Below are 20763 nucleotides of genomic sequence, written 5' to 3'. Positions count from 1 at the left end.
TCGTGCCTCACCGTCACCAGCCGAGTAAAGCCAGCCTTTACAACACGCCCTTGGTCGAGGGTATGTCCTGCACGTCCGGATCGATTCGCGTGGCCCACCGGATAGCCAGGGCCGCTGCCTTGAACAGGCTTTCGGCCTGGTGGTGCGCATTGGAGCCGGCGAGCAGGTGGAGGTGCAGGGTGATACCCGCGTTGACTGCCACGGCGCGCCAGAACTCCTCCACCAGCTCCGTGCTCAGATCGCCCACCATCTCCCGGCTGAATTCCGCGCGGAAGCAGAGCAGGCCGCGGCCCGAGAAATCGAGAGCCGCGCGGCCCAGGGCCTCGTCCATCGGGGCGTAGGCGTATCCGTAGCGGCGGATCCCGGCCTTGTCGCCCACAGCTTCGGCAAGCGCCTGGCCGATCACGATCCCGACATCCTCGACCGTGTGGTGCTCGTCGATCTCCAGGTCTCCCTTGCAGGAGACTTTGAGGTCGAGCAGGCCGTGCCTGGCCAGCGCGGTCAGCATGTGGTCGAAAAAGCCGATCCCGGTGTCGATTTCGGCTTTGCCGCTGCCGTCCAGCGCCAGGCTGACCACGATATCGGTCTCGCCGGTTTTACGCTTCCTGGTTGCGGTCCTGGTGGCACTCATGATTACTCCCGGTTGATATTCGCCGAACTAAAAGCAAAGCTTTTAGAATTTGCTTAGACGCCGCGCCTGAAGTCGTTGACAGCCGAAAGCAGGTGGTTGACATCTGCCGCCAGATAATCCACCCGCTCGCCCTCGATATAACGGTCCAGGATTCCGTGCGAAACAGCCCCGGTGCTGACCATGCAGCCCGCCACCGGAGGGAGTTCAGGGTGTTCGCTGCGGTAGCGGAGCACGGTAGCCCAGTCATCGGGTACGTCGCCCACATAGATCGCTCCCGCAAACTCCATCCGGCGGGCCAGCAGTGCCAGACCGGCGGGGTTCGGCTTGCCCGGCAAGCCGCCGTCGTCGGTCAGGATAAACTCCGGCTCCAGGAGCTTGTCCAGTCCCTGCTTGCGGAACAGATAGGCTGCCTCACCGGGCGTGCGGCCGGAGAGAATCCCGAATTTCAGTCCGTCCTTCTGCAATCGCTCGATCAGCGAGAGATTGAGCAGGAAAACCTCCTGTTCGATCAATCCCGGTCCGTCGTAATGCTCGGCCCGGATACCGTAAAGCTCTTCGCTCAGGCCGGGACCGGCGTAATACTCCATGAAAATCCGCTTGATCAGCTCCGGACGGTACTCGCTGTCGAACCTCGTGCGTCCGGTATCATCCAGCTGTTCGCGGGCGTAATCCACCGCGTTACCGAGTCCCCCGCCCAAACGGCCGACAAGCGAGGTAAACTCCTCGAGCGAGGGCGCCGCGTTCCTGATTGCGGCAGTGTCCGATGAGCCGTTGCCCGAGCAGATCTGTTTCATCAGGCAGAACGCCACCGCACCCTTGCTGAGGTCCCAGTCATTGTTGAAATCGCCGGCCAGCTTGAACAGGCCGGTTTCCTCGGCGGTCAGGAGCCTGGCCTCGCCCGGTACGTTCAGCACCCGGTTGAAATAATGCTGGACAGTGAGGCTGATTACCTGACGGAACGATCCAGAGACCTCGACCAGCACGCCGTCCACATCGAAAATTATCGCATCTACAGAATCAGGCTTCACCAGCGGCCCGTCGTGAAGGGCGTACAGCCCCTCGGTGAGCGGTTTATACTCCGCACTTCGCACCTTCCTCACGCCAGCACCTCCTCGAGCGCCCGGATAAGCACCCGGTTTTCCTCCGGGGTGCCGACAGTGATCCGCAGGTAGCGCGCCAGGCCCGTGTAGTTCGAGACGTTCCTGATCAGCACGCCCCTGGCCAGCAGCCGCTCGAACAATTCCCTTGCCGCCACAGCCGTGCATTCGATCAGGATGAAATTCGACTGGCTGGGCAGGGGAGAGACCCCGGCGATACAGTCCAGCCGGCCGATCAGGCTGTCCCGCTCCCTCTTAAGCGACTCCACCCGCTGTTTCATGACCGCGGCGTTTTCGATCAGGGTCGAGGCGGCTAGCTGGGTGAAAAAACTCACGTGGTGCGGTAACTGCACCTTGTCGATCTCGCGCGCCAGCTCGGGGCGGGCCAGCAGGTAGCCGAATCGAAGTCCCGCCAGGCCGAACGCCTTACTGAACGTCCGCAGAATAGCCAGGTTCTGACAGCGTTCCAGCAGCTCGAATGCATCGCCGTCGGCAAACTGCGTGTAGGCCTCATCCACGAGCACCAGTCCGCCGAACTCACGGCAGACCCGTTCGATATCCTCGTTCGGGATCAGGTTCGCCGTGGGGTTGTTCGGCGAACAGAGCACTATCGCCCGCGCACCGGCCGCACCGGCTTTCGCCAGCAGTTTGTCCGGATTCAGGCTGAAATCAGCCTCGTTCAGCATCACCGATTCGGGCTGTCCGCCAAGCACCGTGATATTCTGCCTGTAGAGGCTGAATGTCGGCTCGGGGAACAGCACTGTATCGCCGTGACGGATCACCGAGAGCAGGGAGTGGAAAATCAGCTCGTTGCTGCCGTTGCCGATGAGGACGCCATCGGGGTCGTGGTTTTCATAGTCCGCCAGCTTCTCGACCAGCGGCCGCTCGAACTCATCGTGGTAGCGCTGCCACTGGAGCCGTTTCACGCGCTTCCAGATTTCCCGCTTGACCTCCGGGGGCACATCGAACGGACTCTCGTTGAGGTCCAGCTTGACCCGCCATTCGTAGCTGGGCGAAACATACGGTTTCAGGCCGGCGATTTCCGGACGGATTATGTTATCAATATCGCTCGTCATGTCTTAAGTTGTTCCTTCTTGCGGATTTCAATCGACCGGGCGTGCGCCTCCAGTCCCTCGGCCCGGGCCATCAGCGCCACCGGCCCTGACGCTGTATCGAGCGCGGCGCGGTTGTACGAAATTATGCTGGTTCGCTTGAGGAAAATATCCACCCCGAGGGGGCTGAAACAGCGCGCCGAGCCTCCGGTGGGCAGGACATGGTTCGGCCCGGCCCAGTAGTCTCCGACCGGCTCCGGCGAATAGTGTCCGATAAACACCGCTCCGGCGTCGCGTATCTCTCCCAACAGGCTCCAGGGGTCATCCACCAGCAGTTCCAAGTGCTCCGGGGCGAACAACCCGGCCAGTCCGGCCGCATCACTCAGCGAGCCGGCCAGCAGAATCGCGCCGTAATCACGGAGGCTGGCCCCGGCGATATCCTTTTTGGGCAGCAGGTCGAGCTGGCGGCCCAACTCCCCGGCCACAGCATCTGCCAGCTCACGGACGGGAGTGATCAGGACCGCCCCCGCACGCTCGTCGTGCTCGGCCTGGCTCAGCATGTCGGCCGCGACCCAGGCGGGATCGGCGGACTGATCCGCGATCACCACGATTTCGCTGGGTCCGGCCAGCATGTCGATATTGACCGTGCCGAAAACCAGTTTCTTGGCGGCGGTTACATAGATATTCCCCGGTCCGGCGATAACGTCCACCGCGGCAACAGTCTCAGTCCCGTAGGCTGCCGCGGCAATCGCCTGGGCTCCGCCGATCCGGTAGATTTCCTCCACGCCGCTCAACCTGGCGGCGAACAGGACAGCGGGGTTGAGCCCGCCCTCGCTGTCGGGGGGAGTGAGCAGGACAATCCGTTCCACTCCGGCAGTGCTCGCCGCGCCAACACCCATCAGCACGCTGCTGGGATAGGCCGCCTTGCCTCCGGGCGCGTAGATTGCCGCGCTGGCCACCGGGGTGATCCGCTGGCCCAGGATTTCGCCATCGGCTCCGGTGGTGAACCAGCTGTTGGCCAGTTGGCGCCGATGGTAATCGCAAATCCGGCCATAGGCTGCCTCGAGGGCGGCGGCCAGCTCCTGATCGACCGATTCGGCCGCCTTTTCGATTTCAGCGGCTTTGACCCTGAATTTGTCCGGGGAGAGTTCGATCTTGTCGAACTTACGCGTGTAATGCGCAACAGCCGTGTCTCCCTCGCTCCTGACCCTGCCGGTGATTTTGGCGGTGGTCAGCAGGACCTCGTCCAGGTCCTCGTTTTTCCTGCGGGCAAGTTCGGCCAGGAACTCCCGCTGGTCTTTGTCGATGATCCGGACAACCTGCCGGTTCATGGGAAACTCCTTAAGGAATGACCTTATTCAGCGGGTACTCGATAATATCCCGACCGCCGAGTTTTTTAAGGTCCGGGATTAACTTGCGCACCACGTTTTCATCGATCACGACCTCGATTGCAACCCAGTCCGGGTCCCGGAGGTCGTTGATCGTCGGGTTTTTCATCGCCGGCAGGATATCGATAATCGGTTCGAGCTGTTTGCGCGGTGCGTTAAACTTGATTCCCACCTTGCCCTCGGCTTCAATAGCCCCCTTGAGCATCATCGCGATATTTTCGATCTTTTCGCGCTTTGCCGGCTCGTCCCAGCTCTGCCTGTTGGCGATCAGGCGAGTGGTGCTCTCCAGGACTGTATCGACAATTTTGAGCTTGTTGGCGCGAAGGCTGCTGCCGGTTTCGGTGACCTCGATAATGGCGTCGGCGAGCTCGGGCACCTTGGCCTCGGTGGCTCCCCAGCTGAATTCCACCTCCGCCTGGACGCCGTTGGTCTCCAGATACTTGCGGGCGATATTGACCACCTCGGTGGCGATCTTTTTACCCTGCAAGTCTTTGACTGAATCGATCGCCGAGTCTTCCGGCGCGGCCAGCACCCAGCGCACGGGGCGCATGCTGCGCTTGGCGTAGACCAGCTCGGCCACCTCATGAACATCGGCGCCGTTCTCGATCACCCAGTCGTGGCCGGTCAGCCCGCAGTCGAACACACCGTCCTGGACATAGCGCGCCATCTCCTGGGCCCGGATCAGCATCGCCTTCAGCTCGGGGTCGTCAATCGACGGGAAATAGCTGCGCTCACTGACACTGAAATTGTAGCCTGCCTTGCGGAACAGCTCCAGGGTCGAGTTCTGGAGGCTGCCTTTCGGCAATCCGAGCTTGATAACCATCACTCCATCCCTTCTATATTCCAAAAAAAGTATCACGTAAATTAGTTTAAAAAACAAGTTGTAGCTTTACCCAGTGTTACGAACAGCCGCGAAAAAATCTTCCAGTTTACGGTGGTCCTTGATCCCCGGAGCGCTTTCCACGCCGCTTGAAACATCGACCGCGTACGGAGCCGCCGTGCGGATCGCCTCGGCCACGTTGGACGGTTCCAGGCCGCCGGCCAGGATCACCCGCCCATGCGAACGGGCCATCGCGGCCCACTCCCAGTTGAATTTTTCGCCGGTGCCGCCCGGCACACCCTTAACATACGAGTCGAGCAAAATATCTCCGCCGGTTTCGTACTCGGTTATTTTTTTCAGGTCGCCTTCGGCGGCCAGACGAAACGCCTTGATCCAGCTCAAACCCAATCTGCGGCAGTATTCCGGGGTCTCGTCACCGGAGAGCTGCGCCCGGTCGAGCCCCGCCGTGGCCGCAACCCGGCGGACCTCATCGGCCGGCAGATCGACAAACACGCCCACGGTAGTAACCAGCCGGGGTATTTTTCTGATGATCCCTGCCGCTTTTTCCGGCTCCAGATAGCGTGGGCTGGGCTTGTGGAACACAAACCCGAGAGCGTCTGCCCCAAGCTCGGACGCGGCCAGCGCGTCATCCAGCCGGGTGATCCCGCAGATTTTGATTCTGACACTCACCGGTCCCGTCCCATCAGCTTGCGCGCCGCGGCCGCCACATCGTCCCGGCGCAGCATGTACTCACCCACCAGCACCGCATCGTAGCCGGCCTTGACTACCCTCATCATGTGGGGATAGCCGTGGATTCCGCTTTCGCTGACCTTGATCGTCCCTTCGGGGAACCTGCCGGTCAGGCGCTCGGAGACCTCGAGTGTCACCTCGAAGGTGGCCAGGTCACGGTTGTTGACCCCGATTATCTTAGAGTGCACCTGTTCGGCTGCTTCCAGTTCCGCTTCGTTGTGGACTTCCACCAGCACATCGAGACCCACCTCCGCAGCCAGGGCATGAAGGTCGGCCAGCCGGCTTGTTTCAAGCACGGCCGCAATCAGCAGGATACAGTCCGCGCCCAGCAGACGGGACTCATAGACCTGCCACGGATCGACAATGAAATCCTTGCGCAGGACCGGCAAGTTGCGACCGCCGCACTTGGCCAGGGAGATATCCTCCGGGTGGCCGAGAAAATACTGGGTCTCGGTCAGCACGCTCAACGCGTCCGCACCGCCCTCGGCATATGAAGCGGCCAGCGTTTCCGGCTCGAAATCCTGGCGGATCAGTCCCTTGCTGGGACTGGCTTTTTTGATCTCGGCGATCAGGGCGGCGGGTTTTTTGCCGGAAACAGCCGAGGCGAAATCGAAACGTTCGGGGAGCGGCTCATCACGCATCCGCCCTTTGAGCGACTCGAGCGGGTGCCTGCGCATCTGGTCGGCCAACTCCTCGCGCTTGTCCAGGATAATCCGTTCCAGCACATTCATCAGCCCGCTCCCTTGGTCAGTTCCACCAGGGCAGCCAGTTTTTCGGCGGCCTTGCCGCTGTCAATCGACCCGGCTGCCAGTCCGACACCGTCCTCGATGGACATCTCGTGGTGATAGGCGCTGATGGCAGCACCGGCGTTGAGCACGACTGCGTCGCGGCAGGGGCTCCGCTTGCCGCCCAGGACATCGCGCATGATCCCCGCGTTGACGGCGGCGTCACCGCCCTTGAGCGATTCGGCCGGCCGCGGCTCGAAGCCGAACTCCTCGGGCCGGATATTTTTGGTCGTCACCTTGCCGTCTTTCAGCGCGCTCACGGTGGTCGGCCCGGCCAGCGAGATCTCGTCCAGCCCGTCATGACCGTGGACCACGTAGGCCTTGCGGCTGCCCAGTCCGGCCAGGACTCCCGCCAGCTTGTCGGTCAGCGCTTCATCGTATACGCCCAGCAGCTGGCAACATGCGCCGGCGGGATTGGTCAGAGGCCCGAGGACGTTGAACACCGTCCGGATTCCCATCTCGCGGCGCGGGCCGATAGCGTGTTTCATCGCCGGGTGGAACAGCGGGGCGAAAATAAAACAGATTCCGGCCTGGTCCAGAGAGCGTTCCACAACCTCCGGCGGAGCCTCGATATTCACTCCCAGCTCACGAAGCACATCGGCGCTGCCGCAGCTGCTGGAAACCGAACGGTTGCCGTGCTTGGCCACCGGAACATCCGCGCCGGCCGCCACAAACGCTGCGGCGGTGCTGATATTGAAACTTCCGGACCCGTCACCGCCGGTGCCGCAGGTATCGAGCAGCTCGGCGTGGCGGCCCGGCGAGACCCGGCGGACTTTGTCGCGCATCACCCCGGCGAACGCAGTTATTTCCTCGACAGTTTCGCCCTTCATCCGCAGGGCGGTGAGGAACGCTCCGATCTGCGACGGCAGGGCGCTGCCTTCCATGATCTCGTTCATCGCCTCGCGCGCCTGTTCGGCGCTGAGATCCGTGCCGTCGACTACCAGGCGTATAGCATCGACAATCATCGCTGACTCTCCCGGCAAGGGTGGTCATGTTGCAGCATTCAGTTTTCCCGCTCCAGCCGCTCGAACCCGTCGGCCAGCAGCTCCACCGCCCGTTCACAGGTTTCGGCCGTGGCGATTGTCTTGCCGGCCCGGCCCGGACTGACACCCGGCGCAGCGGCCTGATCGCTGAGGATCTCCGGCAGTCTGCTCCAGAATTCGCCCAGCAGCACCAGCGGACGGGGCGGGAGGATCTTCTTGTTGATATATTCCCAGGCGACAGCGATCTCGGCCAGGGTTCCGGTCCCGCCCTTGCAGGCCACGTAACCGTCGCCGAGATGAAGCAGAGTTTCGAGCCGCATCAGCAGGTTCCCGGTCCAGATCAACTCGTCGAGGTAGCAGTTCGGCTCTCTGCTGAACAACCGGCAGCCCACACCGACACTGAATCCGCCGGCCTCCCTGGCACCCCGGTTGGCGCCCTCCATCACGGCCGTATACCCGCCCGTGACCACCACCCAGCCCCGCTCGGCCAGCAGTCGGCCCAGGGTCCGTGCCTGCTCCGTGCTTTGCTTCTCGGCAGGGTCGCTGGTGCCGAACACGCAGACCCAGCGCGCTCCCGGCGGGCCGACAGTTTCCCTGATCCTGGCGAAATCAGGCAGGCCGTTCATTTACCTCATCTCCAGCCTGCTCAGGAAATTACCCAGCAGCTTTTTACCCTCGAAAGTCAGGATAGACTCGGGGTGAAACTGCACGCCCTCGACCGGGAATTCCCGGTGGCGGAGTCCCATGATCACACCGTCCCCGGTGCGCGCGGTAATCTCCAGACACTCCGGCAGCCCCTCCTCGGCGACAATCAGACTGTGATACCGGGTGGCTTCGAACGGGCTGGGCACGTCGCGGTAAAGGTCCGACCCGCAGTGGCTGATCATGCTGGTTTTTCCGTGCATGAGTGAGGGCGCTCCGACCACCCGGCCACCGTAGACCTGACCGATACACTGATGACCGAGGCAGACTCCGAGGAAGGGGACATCCCGGCCCAACCGGTCGAGCAGATCGAGCGAGATACCCGCATCATCAGGCGTGCCGGGACCCGGCGAGATGATTATGCTCTCCGGCCGCAACGATTCAACCTGCGCGACCGTAATCCTGTCGTTACGCCGGACTTCCAATTCGGCCCCGAGTTCGCCCAGATACTGGACGAGATTATAGGTAAAGCTGTCATAGTTGTCAATGACCAGAATCATAGGAACTCTCCACTCTGTTCGACCGCCTTGAGCAGGGCGGTGGCCTTGTTAATCGTTTCCTGATATTCGCTTGCAGGATCGCTGTCGGCTACGATCCCTGCGCCGGCCTGGATATAGGCAACGTTGTCCTTGATCACGATTGTGCGGATCGCGATACAGGTATCCAGGTTGCCGCTGAAATCGATATATCCCGCCGCGCCCGCATAGATCCCGCGTTCCTCTTTCTCGAGCTCGTCGATTATCTCCATGGCGCGCACCTTAGGCGCTCCGCTGACAGTACCCGCCGGGAAACAGGCCCCCAGCACATCGAGCGCGTTGACTCCTTTGCGCATGTCGCCCTCCACGTTGCTGACGATATGCATTACGTGGCTGTAGCGTTCGATTTTCATCTGCTCGGTGACCCGCACGGAGCCGTATTCGCAGACCCTGCCGAGATCGTTGCGCCCCAGATCGACCAGCATCACGTGCTCGGCGCGCTCCTTGGGATCGGCCAGCAGTTCCTGCTCCAGGCGCTGGTCCTCGGCCTCATCGGCTCCGCGGGGACGGGTGCCGGCCAGCGGACGGGAGGTAACCACGCCGTCCTGGACCCGCACCAGCACTTCCGGGCTCGATCCGGCCACCTTGAGGTCGCCGAACTTGAGGTAGAACATGTAGGGCGAGGGATTCACCCGCCGCAGTGCACGATAGAGGTCGAACGGGTCGCAACTCAGCCTGGTGGACAGCCGGTGCGAGAGAACCACCTGAAAGATATCGCCGGCGTGGATATACTCCTTGGCCCGGACCACCATGCGCTCGTATTCCTCGCGGGTGGTGTTCGAGCTTATCTCCGGCAGCTCCGAACCGGTTCTCGAACCGATATTCTGGGGCACGAGCACAATCTCGTTGATTCTCCGCACCAGCCACTCCACTTTTTCGCAGGCCCGCCTGTATTCCTGAACGGGATCATCACCTTCCTCGATAAAAGCGTTCTTGATCACTGTCAGGGTGTGCTTGATATGGTCGAAAACGATCATCTGGTCGGCCACCATCAGGTAGCAGTCGGGCAACTGGAGGGGGTCGGGCTTGGTGCAGGGGATATCTTCGAAATAGCGGATCGTATCGTAGGAAAAATAGCCGACTACACCGCACTGGAACGGAGGCAGTCCGGGCAGGGGAACCGGTTTGTAGCGGCCGATATATTCCTTGAGATACTCGACCGGGTTGCCCCGGGAAACCGTAAGCTCGCCGTCGGTGACCTGTTCGATCCTGTCGCCGCGGGCGCGGATAACCGTGCAGGTGGCCAGGCCCAGGAAGCTGTAGCGGCCGATTTTCTCTTCCATCTCCACGCTCTCCAGCAGGAAAGCGTAGTCGTTCGGCTCGCACAGTTTTTTGAAAACGCTGATCGGGGTTTCCGTATCCGTGTAAAGTTCAGCGACAACCGGCACAATCGTACCCGGCCGGGCCACTTCGAGGAACATTTCTTCCGCAGGTCGTATTTTCGTCATCTTTCATTCTCCATCATCCGCGCGGAACCAAAATAAGCGCGGACGGGGTATAAACTAAAAAAGCCGCGGTCACAAGGGGAGTGCCCGCGGCTTACACTAAGGTCTCGGTCATAGCTATCTTTGCGGGCGCAGTTGTCCATGAGCGTGGCAGTGAAGCCCACGCCAGATCCAATGATGAGGCCACCGGATACCGCTGAGTGTATTTTTCATCGTGATGGACATATTTGCTCCTGACACCGGCAAATCATTATGCAAACTCTGTTCCCGTGCTAACATTTTATAGTTTGAATGGATTCGTGTCAACACTTTAGCACGGTTATGGACCGGTATTGAAATGAATTGCCTTGTTTCAGCGATTTATGTATTTTTATTTCTTCTTGGAAACCTTAATTAAGTCCATGGATTAATTATGCAATTTGCGCTGCGGGTCAATCCGGGCCGGGACGCCCAGCTTTTCCTGGAATCGAAAGTATCCTCCCTGCGGAAACTGAATCCGGGAGAGGATATGGGCAAACTCGATCAGGAAATCCAGTATGTTTTTACCGGCAGGTACGACAACGTGAAAAAGGACTCGCGCTTCAATCAGTATTTTCTAACCCCCCGCAAAAATCTGCACGCCGAAAGCACCAGCCGCGGCGAGACGATAATCGGCGCATTTCAGTTGATGGACAGCGTCCAGAGCGAACTGTCCCGCAGCGCCGGAGACAATCAGGTGAATCAGGAGCAATACTTCCAGCACAAGATCGATGCGCTGGAGCAGTTGTTCGCCGCCGACATCGGTATCTTTAACCGGTATTTTGTGCAGCTCTTCCTGCGGAGCACGTTCCACGACCCGAGCATGACCGGCGATGCGCTTGAGGAGGTCAAGGCCCGATTCGAGGAATTCCTGTCCGATCAGGATATCCTGCTGAACTTTTTCGCCTGGCTCCACGAGTTCAGCCTGCTTAACCAGGAGCGCAACACCCTGGACCAGAACAAAAAGGCCTCGCTCAGCCAGCGTCTCGAGGACCAGATCAACCACGGGGATACAATCGACACCCTGAAACGGCAGATTGTCCTCTGCGAAATGCTCAAGGGTATCGCGCGGCGGATAATCGGGATCGCCGAGGGACATTCGCCGCTGGACCAGGTCAGAAAAGTTCTGGATGAAGTTTACGACAGCGGGGGCGAGAACCGGGAGCAGGCGGGAGTTCTCGAAAAATTTACGGATTACTACCGCGTTGAGATCGAAAAAGTGCGTGAATCGCTGGTATACAAGCGCATCATGTTTTTGAACGCCGGCCATAAAGAAGCCCTGAAAAACCGTAAGCAGTGGCTCGAGGCAATAGATATAGATATGGCGGCTAAACTTGTAGACCTGCTGCAGGTACCGGAGCCACAGGACGGAAAATTGTCCGGGGAGCAACAGGAACAGGCCAAGCTGGTTGCAACTTTCCGTCAGCAGATCGACGAGTGCAGGCAGGCGGCAACTGATACTGAAGGCGGGAAGGGGGATACCGGTCCTCCCGCGGCCGGCAGGAGTTTTGACGAGGGCATGATGAACCTCCTGGTGCTGAGGCTGTCGAGCAATAACCTGCTGGAGGAAGAGATTGAAAAGATGGCGGGAGAACTCGATGATTACCGCAGGAAAGAGAAACTGGATTACCAGAGCAATATGGTTAAATCATACAACGACAATATCATACGTCTGACTCAGTGTCTGTACTACTATGTCGAGATCAATGCGCTGAGGAACAGGGCGATAGAAAACAGGGCCATGGACGTGATGGAGAGCGTGAGGCAGGAAGTGAGCGAGCTGGAGGAGACTCTAGGCAAGGTGATGGCGGGGAGGCGCGAAGAAGGCGGTGAAGCTGCCGGAAGCGGAGCTGAAAAGAAAAAGCAGGGTGCCGCCGATGATACGGAGGAGAAAGACGGGGCAAAAGCTAAACCGGTAAAAATCGACCTGTCGAAAATCACGGATCCGGTAAAGCGGGCCGAACTGCTGGCGGCCCAGCTGAAAGATATGCCCGATTCGAAGAAGATAAAGCCGCTCAAGGAGCTTGCGTATGCCGGGGGACTGGACACTCTGAAAGATATCCTGCCGCTCTCGCAGTACCGCAGCGAATTCCTGCGGAATCTGGCCCGCAACACCACGATCAAAATCATCCTGCGCCTGCTCAGGGAAAACGAAGAAACTCCGATTCTGGGAATTAAGCAGAAACAGAAGTTGATCGATTTCGTGGTCGGCCTGGACAAACGCTTCTCTTATCTGAAGAACATGGAGATCAGCAATCCAGCCACGATCCAGAAAATATTCGATATCCTGATCCGGGAGGACAAGGATTTCACTGCGAGGACCCTGGGGGATATCATCATCGACGAGGACGATAACGTGCGCGCGACAGCGGTGAAAATGATAGCCGAGATGCTGGACCAGCACGAGAGCAGCCTGCTGATGAAGATGCTCAACGACAAAAGCGCCCGCGTGCGCGCCAACGTGATCGAGTCGCTGGAAGCCACCGGCAACCGCAACGTACTGGGCATCCTGATGAAATACAAATACGACAAGGACAACCGGGTACGGGCCAACACGCTGAAAGCAATCTGGAATTTCGGCCATAAGGATATCCAGGAGTCGCTGGAGGAGATGCTGATTTCGACCGACGACAAAATGAAAGCCAGCGCGGCGTGGCTGATCGGCGAGATCGGCCAGGGGCAGCTCGATTTGAAAAACTTGTTGAAAGTTATCGAGAAGGACAAGGCGGAACCGATCAAGCGCAACGTGCAGCTTGCCCGCCAGAAAATCGCGCGGCGCGAGGAGGGGATCAGGATCCTGGTTGCCGACGACGATATCAAGTTCTGCCAGTCTGTCTGCGCGCGGCTGATTCGCGAAGGTTTCAAGGCGACCGCGGTCTACAACGGCAAGGCCCTGCTTTCCGCGGCAGCCCTGGAGGTGCCGGACGTGATTCTGCTCGATCTGCGGATGCCGCTGGTCAACGGGATGGAGGCGTTGAAAACATTGCGAACTAACGAGAAGACAGCTGAGACTCCGGTGATCATGATGAGCGAATTGAACAGCACCGTGCTGCTGAAGCAGATCAGCAGGGCGGGGGCAAACGATTACCTGATCAAGCCGTGCAACTACGAGCGGATCAGGGACAAGATAAAACCGTATATCTGATCCGGAAGACTCACGCTTCAGCCCGCGTGCCCGCCGTCAGCTGTCACCGAGGGTTCCAGCAGGGTGACACCCGTTGTATCGCCTGCTTCCAGCAGAGCTTTGACCCCAATCGGCAGGGTCAGCTTATCTTGCTCGTGACCCACAGGCAGGCCGTAGATTGCCGGTTTGCCCAGCGGGGCCAGCCAGTGTTCCAGGACGTCGGCCAGCCTGAACGAGCGTTTCATCCGGCCCGATGATTCGCAGTCCACGCAGCGGCCCACGATAACCCCGGCCGCCTCGCGGAGTTTCCCGGCCTGGGCCAGTTGATTCAGCATCCGGTCAATCTTGTACGGTTCCTCGTCCACATCCTCGAAAAAAAATATCCGGCCGGACGTGTCGATCTCGTAAGGTGTGCCCAGCAGGCTGGTGATTATGCTGAGGTTGCCTCCGGTCAATCTTCCCTCCGCGCGGCCGCCGCTAAGAACTTTGAGCTTCCTTCGCGGTGACGGGGGAGAAGAGGGCAGGGGAAGCGGGGCCTGTGCCCTGCCGATTACGGACAGGAGGTGCCTTGTCTTGAACGGCGACGGGCAGCGGCCGAGGTCGTAACCCGCCTGCGGCCCCCAGAATGTCACCAGGCCGGTGCGCTGATGAACGGCATTGAGCAGGGCGGTCAGGTCGCTGTGGCCCACCAGCACTTTCGGATTGGACCGGATCAGTTCCCAGTCCAGGCTGTCGAGTATCCTGGCGCTCCCGTAGCCGCCGCGAAGAGCCATCACTGCGTTGACAGACCTGTTTTCGAACATACGATGGATATCCGCTGTTCTTTCGCTGTCTGCACCGGCAAGGAACCCGTGCCGCCGGCGGATATACCTGCCCTCGACCACCCGGAACCCCAGTCCTGCCAGCACTTTTTTCGCCCTGGAGATATCCCGCAGATCGATCAGCGGGCTGGCCGGAGCCACCAGGCCGACAGTATCGCCCTTGCGCAGCAGCGGCGGACGGATCGGATAATTTTGGCTCGTGTTCATCCAATGACTCACAGCTTGCTGGAGGGATATCTCGGCGTGACTTATGCGGTGTATCAGCCGCCGGGCTGCTGCGGCTGGAGTTTGCGAAGTTGCTGCGTGAGCTTTTCAAGCTTGCCGGACAGTTCGGTTACCTCGTTCTGCAGGGCCGTATTTTCCAGCTTGACACTGTCCAGTTTTTCTCCCAGGCCGGCGGCTTCTTTTTTGAGCGCAATTTCTTTCTCCAGCGATTCGAGGAACCGCAGCGAGGTGCGCTTGAGTTTCATCACGACGCAGTCCAGGATCAGGAACAGCTCCAGGGGAGCCTTGCGCAGCATCTCGTCCATCTGTTTCTTGCTGAAAACCACCGCCTCACCGTCTTCCAGCGCCTTGACGGTGAAAAACCTCACGCCATCGTCGAACGCGCTGATCTCGCCGAACACCTCGTTGACAGTCAGGTCGTCAATCTCGACCTCTTCGCCGCTGACTGTTTTCGAGACCCTCACGGTTCCGCTTTTCAGCAGGAAAATACTCATCGCCTCGGCCGCCTCGCGGATCAGGGTCTGTCCCTTGCGGAATTTTTTAGGCAGGAGCTGAAGGTCCACCGCGGCGTCGACAGCCTCGGCCATCTGGTCATCGGTCAACCGTCCCCCGCCCTCATCGGCCTGGGTCATTTTGATCGCCTTCGGCAGGTTCTGAGGGTCGAAACCGGCGTGGCAGATAATATCGTTGGTTTCTCTCAGCCGGCTGGAGAGGCGCTTGATCAGGTTGGAAATGCCGGCAGAGGTGCCTTTGAGGTAGCTGTCGAACCCGTCGCGGTCGAGGATGATGATTTCGCTGTCCTCCAGGGCCCGGACGCTGGCGGTGCGGCGGCTGAACCGTTCGTCGATCAGGCTCATCTCGCCGAAAACTTCGTTGGCCCCGAGCGTGGCGAGCTGGACCGCGCCGCCGGGGCTGTTCTTGAACACTTCGACCCGGCCGGAGCGGACGATATAAACGTTGGTCCCAACCGATCCCTCGGCGATTATCACTTCACCGCGGGTAAATTTTTTCGCCACACCCGCCATCGGCCTGTTCGCAGGTTAAGTTTGTGAGGAGACTGCCGGGGTCAGTTTTCGGCAACGTTGAATGCGATTACCCAGCCCCGGATGTTTGTATTGGAGTTGAACACGTGATACCAGGCGCCTTCCCGCTTGAGCACGGTCAACTGGGCGCCGGCGTCCAGGTAGGAAACTACCTCGCTGGACGGGCTTTTTTCCACGTAGAGCGGCGTTTTATCATCGGTAACGGTCACCGAGTAAGCGGCCCCGCCTGTCTTGGCCAGGATCCAGCCCGAGATTTGTTTTTCCGGCGCAAATACCTCAATCCAGAGACCGCGGCTGGAAATCATGAACACCTTGTCCTCTGGAGTCAGCGTGTCCACTGCGCCGAAGCGCTCGTCACGGTCCGGATAAAGCGGCATCTGATTTTCAACCTTGTACTCGGTCATGTTCTCGGTAATGTCCCGCTGGACGATTATGGTTGTATCGACTTCTTCCTCGGCCATCCTCTGCCTGTTGCGCTGGATAGTCTCGTTGCACTGCTTGAGAAACAGGACAAACTCTTCGACGTCCTTGCTGTCGAAATAGAGTCCGTTCCCGGCCTCGGCCATACAGTTTAGATTGTCGTATCCGGCGGGACCGGTTTCCACGCCCAGGGTATTCACCGACACTCCCTGGCTGGTGCTGACAAGCTGTTCGACCGCCAGGCAGGGATTGCCGCCGCACGACTCGTCACCGTCGGAGACAACGACAATGAAGCTGCACTGGTCGTCGGCTTCGGGGAAATCGCCGGTGAGCGCATCCATGGTCAGCGCCAGCGAACTCTGGCCCTTGGCGATGACACTCTGGACCTTGAGCAGGATCGGGTTCATCGTGTCTTCGACATCACCCAGCGGAATTTCCAGCGTGGTGTCGTCGCAGTTCTTCTTCCACTTGTAGAATTTAGAGCCGAACACGCGCAGGCCCGTGTCCATCGAGCCGGCCTGATGGCTTTCAATGGCCAGGTTTTTCAGGATCGTCTCGACCGTCTTCTTGGCGATATCGATTTTACGAACCGGCCCGATGATTTTGTTCATGCTGGCCGAACAGTCGAGGATAAAGATAATGTTGATGTAGTGACGGCCATCCAGGGTCGACTGGTCGAATACCGCGCCGGAGGGCCCCGCGGAGTACACCGTCACCATCAGGGCAGCCAGCAGGCTACTAGCGAATTTTCGCAAGGGCTTCTTTTTCATTTTCATATAACTCGGCGTACTGGGTAAGACCCATGATCTTGAATGTCTTGGCGATAACCGGCGTGCAGTTGCAGAAAATAACCTTGTCGCCGTCTTCTTTCACCCGTTCGATCAGTTCGATCAGAACGGCGATACCCACGCTGTTGACAATTGGAGAATTGGCGAGGTTGAGAATAAACGTCTTCACACCCTCGTCCAGCAGCTTATAGCACTCCTGGGCTATTTTTTCTCCGCCGGTGTTGTTGATATATCCTTCCGTGCGGAGGATTGCGTGGGTGGGTTCCCGCTGTACGTTGACTTCAAAATTATCCGGCATCGCGCTACTCCGTAGAAACTGGGTTATCGCCCCTTAAACGGCGGCCTGGCCTGAACCGGCGGGCGAGAGTTGCGGCGCCCTGGGACTGGGTCTCAGCAATAAATGTAGACCGGGTAGATGTAAAAGTCAATTGTCGGCTCCGGTTAAACTTCGCGCTTGCAGTGTGTTTCAATCGCGTGGAGCTTTTTTGCTCTGTTTGATCAGGGTAACGCGCGTGCCTTGCTCGCTGCTGTCGATCACCACCTCGTCCATCAGGCTGCGCATCAGTTTTAGGCCCCAACCGCGCTTGCGCTGACTGGTGCCGATTTTTTCCGCGATATCCGGTATCTTGACATCCGCCGGGTCGAAACCGCCGCCGCTGTCTCCGACCGTGACGGCGAGCCTGGCCGGCCGGCTGGCAGTGGAGAACGAAACGTGCACCCGGCCCTCGTCGCTGCGGCCGTGTTCGATTGCGTTGATCACCGCCTCGATCACCGCCAGACGGACCTCGTCGGCTTCAATCGCATCCAGACCGACACTCAGCGCCAGCTCCACCGCACGGTCGGCCACCTCGAGTTCACGGTTATACTCGGCCGGGATACTCATCCGCTCTACCCGGTCGAACGTATAAGTTCTGGAATCGCTCACACTCATTCCTTATCGCCTGCTATTTCAAATACTTCAACCGGCTTCTGCTTACCCCTGACACTGATTTCGCCGATCCGCCGGCATGCAAAACCGCTGTCGAGGCTGTCGGCAACACTGCGGGTCAGCAGTATCTGGCCCGGTTCCGCCCTGTCAACCAGCCGGCTGGCCAGGTTGACCGCATCGCCGATAACCGTATAGTCCATGTGTTTGGACGAGCCGATATTCCCGCTGATAACGTTGCCCCTGTTAAGGCCGATCCCGATACTCAGCGGCGACAGGCCGCCGGTTTCACGCTGCCTGTTGAAATCTTCCAGGGTTTTCAGCATTTCCCCGGCGCAGCGTACCGCCCGCTCTGTATCGTCGTCGAGCTGGAACGGAGCGCCGAACAGGACCATTATCTCATCTCCGACAATTTTGTCAACTGTTCCATTGTAGCGGAAAACCACATCGATTATCAAGTCGAAATAACTGTTCAGCAACTCGACCACATCCTGTGGGCTCTGGCGTTCGCTGAGGCTTGTGAATCCACGAATGTCGGCGAACAGGACCGTAACCTCGCAGAGCTTGCCGCCCAGCACAAGCTCATAACCCTCTTCCAGCACCATGTCCACCACGTTCGAGCTCACGTAGCGCCGCAGCGTGTCCTTGACCCTGGCTCCCTCGCTGATATTCTCCACCGAAACCACCAGTCCCTCGCTTTTGCCCTGTGACTCGGCATCACCGCTTCCGCTGAACGGGGTCGCGCTCAGGTTGAGCACAACCTGGACCCCGTTGAAATCTTTACCCGTGATATTCATTTCCTGGAACGATTCTCCGGTCCGGGTCACCTCGGAAAGCTCCTCGGCCAGGTCCTCCAGGTTCATACCCGTCAACAGCTCGCGCAACGGCTTGCCGATGGCATTGACCGCCGGCAGGGCGAATATCCTCGAGGCGGATTCGTTGAAGCTCGCCACCCGTCCCGTGCCGTCGGTAGTGATCACGCCGCTGGCGATGCTGGTCAGGATATTCTCGTTGAAGTTTTTCATCCGCAGCACGTCGCTGTACAACCGGGCATTGGAAATCGCGGCCCCCGCCTGGCCTGCCATCGAGCTCAGCAGCTTCAGGTCGTCGTCATCGAACGAGGGATTTTCCTCGCTGCGGCTCTCCTTGTCGCCGACCAGGATCGCGCCCAGCAGCTGTCCCTTGTACTGGACCGGCACAACCATCAGGTTGCGGCAGCCCAGGGTGGAGGCCAGCGAGGGATCGTTGATCACGGTCGGGGAATTCTGCAACAGATTCGCCGAGGCGTCTCCGCAGTGTTTCAGCAGGCCGGCCAGGTCATCGCCGACTTCCTCGAAACCGAAACTCTCGACCACCTCCGGCCGGAAATCCCCGCCATCGCCGCCCCGGTCCGGCGCACGGTCCAGCAGCAACGCCGCGCGGTTGATATTCAGGATCGAGATCAGCCGGACCAGCAGGTCTCCGGTGAGCTGGTCGAGGTCGAGGCTGCCGGAAAACGCCGCGCCGACATCCTGTAAGGTTTCCAACTCAAGAGCCTTGAGCCTGCTCTGGAAACTCGTGCGGCGGACCGTGTTCACCAGCTCCAGATGCGACAGCCCCAGCGCAATCTGTGAAACCGCCAGCTTAAGCAGCTTAATCAGGTTGAGCTCCCCGAGACGCTGCCAGTCGGAGCGTTCCAGAGCCACCAGGCCCAGGACTTCCCGGGCCGAGGTGAGCGGGAAGAACGCCGCGATCCGGTTGGCCTCGATTGCCTTGCGGTTTAGTTCGTAGAACCTCCACCACGGGTGCGACTGGCCCAGGCTGTCCAGCTCGAACGGCTCCCAGGCCAGCCGCCTGTTTTCGCCCGAGAGGGTTTTAAAAAGATGATTCGGCAGGGTCAGTGGCTTCAGCGGCTGGCCTTGCTCCTCGCCGGACGGCTCGAGCGTGCCGCTGCCCGTATCATACAGGTAACCCTGCAGGGTTACCTGTCCGCAGATTTTCCCGGCGACTGCCAGGGCCGACGGGAAGACGGAGTGCGGTCCGGGCACCCTGTCGAACGAGCGGCAGAGCTGCTCGAGCTGCTCGAGGGCGGCGCCCAGGTTCAGTTGGCTTATGTCGCCCCGGTTTTTCATTTGATCTTGATCGTCACAAGGGTAACGTCGTCGTCCTCGGGCACGTCGTGACGGAAAGTGTCGAACTCACGCAGGATACTGGCAGAGAGGGATTCGGCGTCCTGATCGACTCCTGCTCTGATCACCTGTTCAAACCGCTCGAATCCCCACTGCTCTTTTTCGGGATTCATCGCTTCCACGATCCCGTCGGAATAGAAGACGAACACATCGCCCGGCGCAAAATCGACTTCCGCTGTCTGGTAGCTGGTCTTGCGGGTGACGCCGAGGGGGTAGGCTGAGATGTCAAGCTCGTTCATCGTCCCCTCGGCGGCCCGGTAATGGTAGGGGAACGGGTGGCCGGCGATCGAGTAGATCAGCCGTCCGGCGGCCGGGTCGAAAATCACGTAGCAGAAAGTCATCAACAGACGCTCGGCAAGTGCGCCGTAAACCATTTCGTTCATCGCAACCATCACCTGCTCCACCTCGTGGTTGGTGCGCAACTGGTTGAAAATACAGCTTTTGGACATCAGGACCAGGGTGCCGGCGCTGACCCCGTGGCCGCTGACGTCGCCCACGATGAACACCAGCTTGCCGTCGTCAAGCAGCTTGTAGTCGAAATAATCGCCACCCACTTCCGTGGCCGGACTGAGGTAGGCGAAAAAGTCGATCCCCGGTATCTCCGGTTTGCGCTCGGGCAGGATCGCCATCTGCATCCGGCGCGCGGTGTCCAACTCCTGCTGAAGTCGCTCCTTCTCGGTCTCTTCTTCGTAGAGCCGGGCGTTTTCCATCGCCACCGCGGCCTGCTCAGCGCAGGTCTCCAGGAAAATTCGGTCGCGGCGGTTGTAGCGCTCGCCATCCTGGCGCGGACCCAGCACCAGCAGCCCGACCGGCTTGCCTCGTGCCAGCAGGGGAGCCAGGGTGCTGCCCGGCGGGAACCCGGCAAGTCGAGCCTCTGCGGCGTCACTGTCCCCGTCCTGTTCCTCGCCGCCCAGGCTCAGTTTTTCCAGCGTACCGGTGGGGATAGCTGCCGGCAGCCCGGCCGTGGACTCAGCTGTACCGGTCCGGCCGATCAGTTCCAGGTTCACAGCCTGGTCCTCTTCCTCTCCGTTCGGAGAGGCCG

At 59.7% G+C, this 20763-nt stretch carries 19 protein-coding genes and 1 pseudogene (1 of these 20 only partly in view); 1 reads left to right on the top strand and 19 read right to left on the bottom strand.

Annotated features, from left to right (window positions below; genetic code table 11):
* Positions 1-37 precede the first annotated feature (37 nt).
* The 11 genes from hisB to trpE all read right to left on the bottom strand — a co-directional run bounded on the left by hisB (position 38) and on the right by trpE (position 10192).
* Positions 38-631 (bottom strand): imidazoleglycerol-phosphate dehydratase HisB, encoded by a 594-nt coding sequence (hisB, locus tag FVQ81_01360; protein ID MBW7995220.1) that lies wholly within the window; start codon positions 629-631, stop codon positions 38-40.
* A gap of 53 nt (positions 632-684) precedes the next feature.
* Complete coding sequence (locus FVQ81_01355) at positions 685-1731, bottom strand: HAD family hydrolase (GenBank protein MBW7995219.1); 1047 nt, start codon at positions 1729-1731, stop codon at positions 685-687.
* Entirely contained in the window at positions 1728-2804 is a 1077-nt protein-coding gene (gene hisC / locus FVQ81_01350) for a histidinol-phosphate transaminase (protein MBW7995218.1), read from the bottom strand. The genes FVQ81_01355 and hisC overlap by 4 nt, the downstream gene beginning before the upstream one ends.
* Complete coding sequence (gene hisD, locus FVQ81_01345; protein ID MBW7995217.1) at positions 2801-4111, bottom strand: histidinol dehydrogenase; 1311 nt, start codon at positions 4109-4111, stop codon at positions 2801-2803. Before hisD ends, hisC begins: the two co-directional genes overlap by 4 nt.
* A gap of 10 nt (positions 4112-4121) precedes the next feature.
* On the bottom strand, positions 4122-4991 hold the full coding sequence (locus FVQ81_01340) for an ATP phosphoribosyltransferase (GenBank protein ID MBW7995216.1): 870 nt from the start codon (positions 4989-4991) through the stop codon (positions 4122-4124).
* Between the two features lie 66 nt (positions 4992-5057).
* Complete coding sequence (locus FVQ81_01335) at positions 5058-5678, bottom strand: phosphoribosylanthranilate isomerase (GenBank protein MBW7995215.1); 621 nt, start codon at positions 5676-5678, stop codon at positions 5058-5060.
* Positions 5675-6469: an indole-3-glycerol phosphate synthase TrpC gene (trpC, locus tag FVQ81_01330; protein MBW7995214.1), complete on the bottom strand. Its 795-nt coding sequence runs from the start codon at positions 6467-6469 to the stop codon at positions 5675-5677. The genes FVQ81_01335 and trpC overlap by 4 nt, the downstream gene beginning before the upstream one ends.
* Positions 6469-7488: an anthranilate phosphoribosyltransferase gene (gene trpD, locus FVQ81_01325; protein MBW7995213.1), complete on the bottom strand. Its 1020-nt coding sequence runs from the start codon at positions 7486-7488 to the stop codon at positions 6469-6471. The genes trpC and trpD overlap by 1 nt, the downstream gene beginning before the upstream one ends.
* Before the next feature lie 38 nt (positions 7489-7526).
* Positions 7527-8132 (bottom strand): LOG family protein, encoded by a 606-nt coding sequence (locus FVQ81_01320; GenBank protein ID MBW7995212.1) that lies wholly within the window; start codon positions 8130-8132, stop codon positions 7527-7529.
* The gene (locus tag FVQ81_01315) at positions 8133-8708 is read right to left on the bottom strand and encodes an aminodeoxychorismate/anthranilate synthase component II (GenBank protein MBW7995211.1); all 576 of its coding nucleotides are present in this window, start codon (positions 8706-8708) and stop codon (positions 8133-8135) included.
* Positions 8705-10192: an anthranilate synthase component I gene (trpE, locus tag FVQ81_01310; protein ID MBW7995210.1), complete on the bottom strand. Its 1488-nt coding sequence runs from the start codon at positions 10190-10192 to the stop codon at positions 8705-8707. The genes FVQ81_01315 and trpE overlap by 4 nt, the downstream gene beginning before the upstream one ends.
* A gap of 409 nt (positions 10193-10601) precedes the next feature.
* Here trpE and FVQ81_01305 point away from each other — a divergent pair, with 409 nt between their 5' ends.
* Positions 10602-13352 carry a response regulator gene (locus FVQ81_01305; GenBank protein MBW7995209.1) on the top strand — a complete coding sequence of 917 codons (2751 nt, stop codon included), beginning with the start codon at positions 10602-10604 and terminating at the stop codon, positions 13350-13352.
* A 17-nt stretch (positions 13353-13369) separates the two neighbouring features.
* Here FVQ81_01305 and FVQ81_01300 read toward each other — a convergent pair whose 3' ends face one another.
* The 8 genes and pseudogenes from FVQ81_01300 to FVQ81_01265 form a co-directional block, all read right to left on the bottom strand.
* Positions 13370-14359 carry an LD-carboxypeptidase gene (locus tag FVQ81_01300; GenBank protein ID MBW7995208.1) on the bottom strand — a complete coding sequence of 330 codons (990 nt, stop codon included), beginning with the start codon at positions 14357-14359 and terminating at the stop codon, positions 13370-13372.
* Positions 14360-14412: 53 nt separating this feature from the next.
* Positions 14413-15402 carry a cyclic nucleotide-binding domain-containing protein gene (locus tag FVQ81_01295; protein MBW7995207.1) on the bottom strand — a complete coding sequence of 330 codons (990 nt, stop codon included), beginning with the start codon at positions 15400-15402 and terminating at the stop codon, positions 14413-14415.
* A gap of 41 nt (positions 15403-15443) precedes the next feature.
* Positions 15444-16616 carry an SH3 domain-containing protein gene (locus tag FVQ81_01290; protein ID MBW7995206.1) on the bottom strand — a complete coding sequence of 391 codons (1173 nt, stop codon included), beginning with the start codon at positions 16614-16616 and terminating at the stop codon, positions 15444-15446.
* Positions 16579-16926 carry an STAS domain-containing protein gene (locus FVQ81_01285; protein MBW7995205.1) on the bottom strand — a complete coding sequence of 116 codons (348 nt, stop codon included), beginning with the start codon at positions 16924-16926 and terminating at the stop codon, positions 16579-16581. The genes FVQ81_01290 and FVQ81_01285 overlap by 38 nt, the downstream gene beginning before the upstream one ends.
* A gap of 168 nt (positions 16927-17094) precedes the next feature.
* Positions 17095-17559 carry an ATP-binding protein gene (locus FVQ81_01280; GenBank protein MBW7995204.1) on the bottom strand — a complete coding sequence of 155 codons (465 nt, stop codon included), beginning with the start codon at positions 17557-17559 and terminating at the stop codon, positions 17095-17097.
* Complete coding sequence (locus FVQ81_01275) at positions 17556-19664, bottom strand: GAF domain-containing protein (protein MBW7995203.1); 2109 nt, start codon at positions 19662-19664, stop codon at positions 17556-17558. The genes FVQ81_01280 and FVQ81_01275 overlap by 4 nt, the downstream gene beginning before the upstream one ends.
* Entirely contained in the window at positions 19661-20728 is a 1068-nt protein-coding gene (locus tag FVQ81_01270) for a PP2C family protein-serine/threonine phosphatase (protein MBW7995202.1), read from the bottom strand. Before FVQ81_01270 ends, FVQ81_01275 begins: the two co-directional genes overlap by 4 nt.
* Positions 20691-20763: pseudogene (locus tag FVQ81_01265) on the bottom strand (hypothetical protein) (it continues 3734 nt past the right edge of the window). Before FVQ81_01265 ends, FVQ81_01270 begins: the two are co-directional and overlap by 38 nt.

Source organism: Candidatus Glassbacteria bacterium (assembly GCA_019456185.1).
GTDB lineage: Bacteria > Gemmatimonadota > Glassbacteria > GWA2-58-10 > GWA2-58-10 > JAJRTS01.
Note: the sequence above shows the minus strand (reverse complement) of the source record. Positions and strands in the feature narration are given on the sequence as shown.

Bases quoted from the DNA above. Each gene is read 5' to 3' on its own strand.
- FVQ81_01295 (MBW7995207.1), bottom strand. From the start codon at position 15,402: ATGGCGGGTGTGGCGAAAAAATTTACCCGCGGTGAAGTGATAATCGCC.
- hisB (MBW7995220.1), bottom strand. From the start codon at position 631: ATGAGTGCCACCAGGACCGCAACCAGGAAGCGTAAAACCGGCGAGACC.
- trpC (MBW7995214.1), bottom strand. From the start codon at position 6,469: ATGAATGTGCTGGAACGGATTATCCTGGACAAGCGCGAGGAGTTGGCC.
- trpD (MBW7995213.1), bottom strand. From the start codon at position 7,488: ATGATTGTCGATGCTATACGCCTGGTAGTCGACGGCACGGATCTCAGC.
- trpE (MBW7995210.1), bottom strand. From the start codon at position 10,192: ATGACGAAAATACGACCTGCGGAAGAAATGTTCCTCGAAGTGGCCCGG.
- hisC (MBW7995218.1), bottom strand. From the start codon at position 2,804: ATGACGAGCGATATTGATAACATAATCCGTCCGGAAATCGCCGGCCTG.
- FVQ81_01280 (MBW7995204.1), bottom strand. From the start codon at position 17,559: ATGAGTGTGAGCGATTCCAGAACTTATACGTTCGACCGGGTAGAGCGG.
- FVQ81_01300 (MBW7995208.1), bottom strand. From the start codon at position 14,359: ATGAACACGAGCCAAAATTATCCGATCCGTCCGCCGCTGCTGCGCAAG.
- FVQ81_01275 (MBW7995203.1), bottom strand. From the start codon at position 19,664: ATGAAAAACCGGGGCGACATAAGCCAACTGAACCTGGGCGCCGCCCTC.
- FVQ81_01320 (MBW7995212.1), bottom strand. From the start codon at position 8,132: ATGAACGGCCTGCCTGATTTCGCCAGGATCAGGGAAACTGTCGGCCCG.
- FVQ81_01285 (MBW7995205.1), bottom strand. From the start codon at position 16,926: ATGCCGGATAATTTTGAAGTCAACGTACAGCGGGAACCCACCCACGCA.
- FVQ81_01290 (MBW7995206.1), bottom strand. From the start codon at position 16,616: ATGAAAATGAAAAAGAAGCCCTTGCGAAAATTCGCTAGTAGCCTGCTG.
- FVQ81_01315 (MBW7995211.1), bottom strand. From the start codon at position 8,708: ATGATTCTGGTCATTGACAACTATGACAGCTTTACCTATAATCTCGTC.
- FVQ81_01340 (MBW7995216.1), bottom strand. From the start codon at position 4,991: ATGGTTATCAAGCTCGGATTGCCGAAAGGCAGCCTCCAGAACTCGACC.
- hisD (MBW7995217.1), bottom strand. From the start codon at position 4,111: ATGAACCGGCAGGTTGTCCGGATCATCGACAAAGACCAGCGGGAGTTC.
- FVQ81_01305 (MBW7995209.1), top strand. From the start codon at position 10,602: ATGCAATTTGCGCTGCGGGTCAATCCGGGCCGGGACGCCCAGCTTTTC.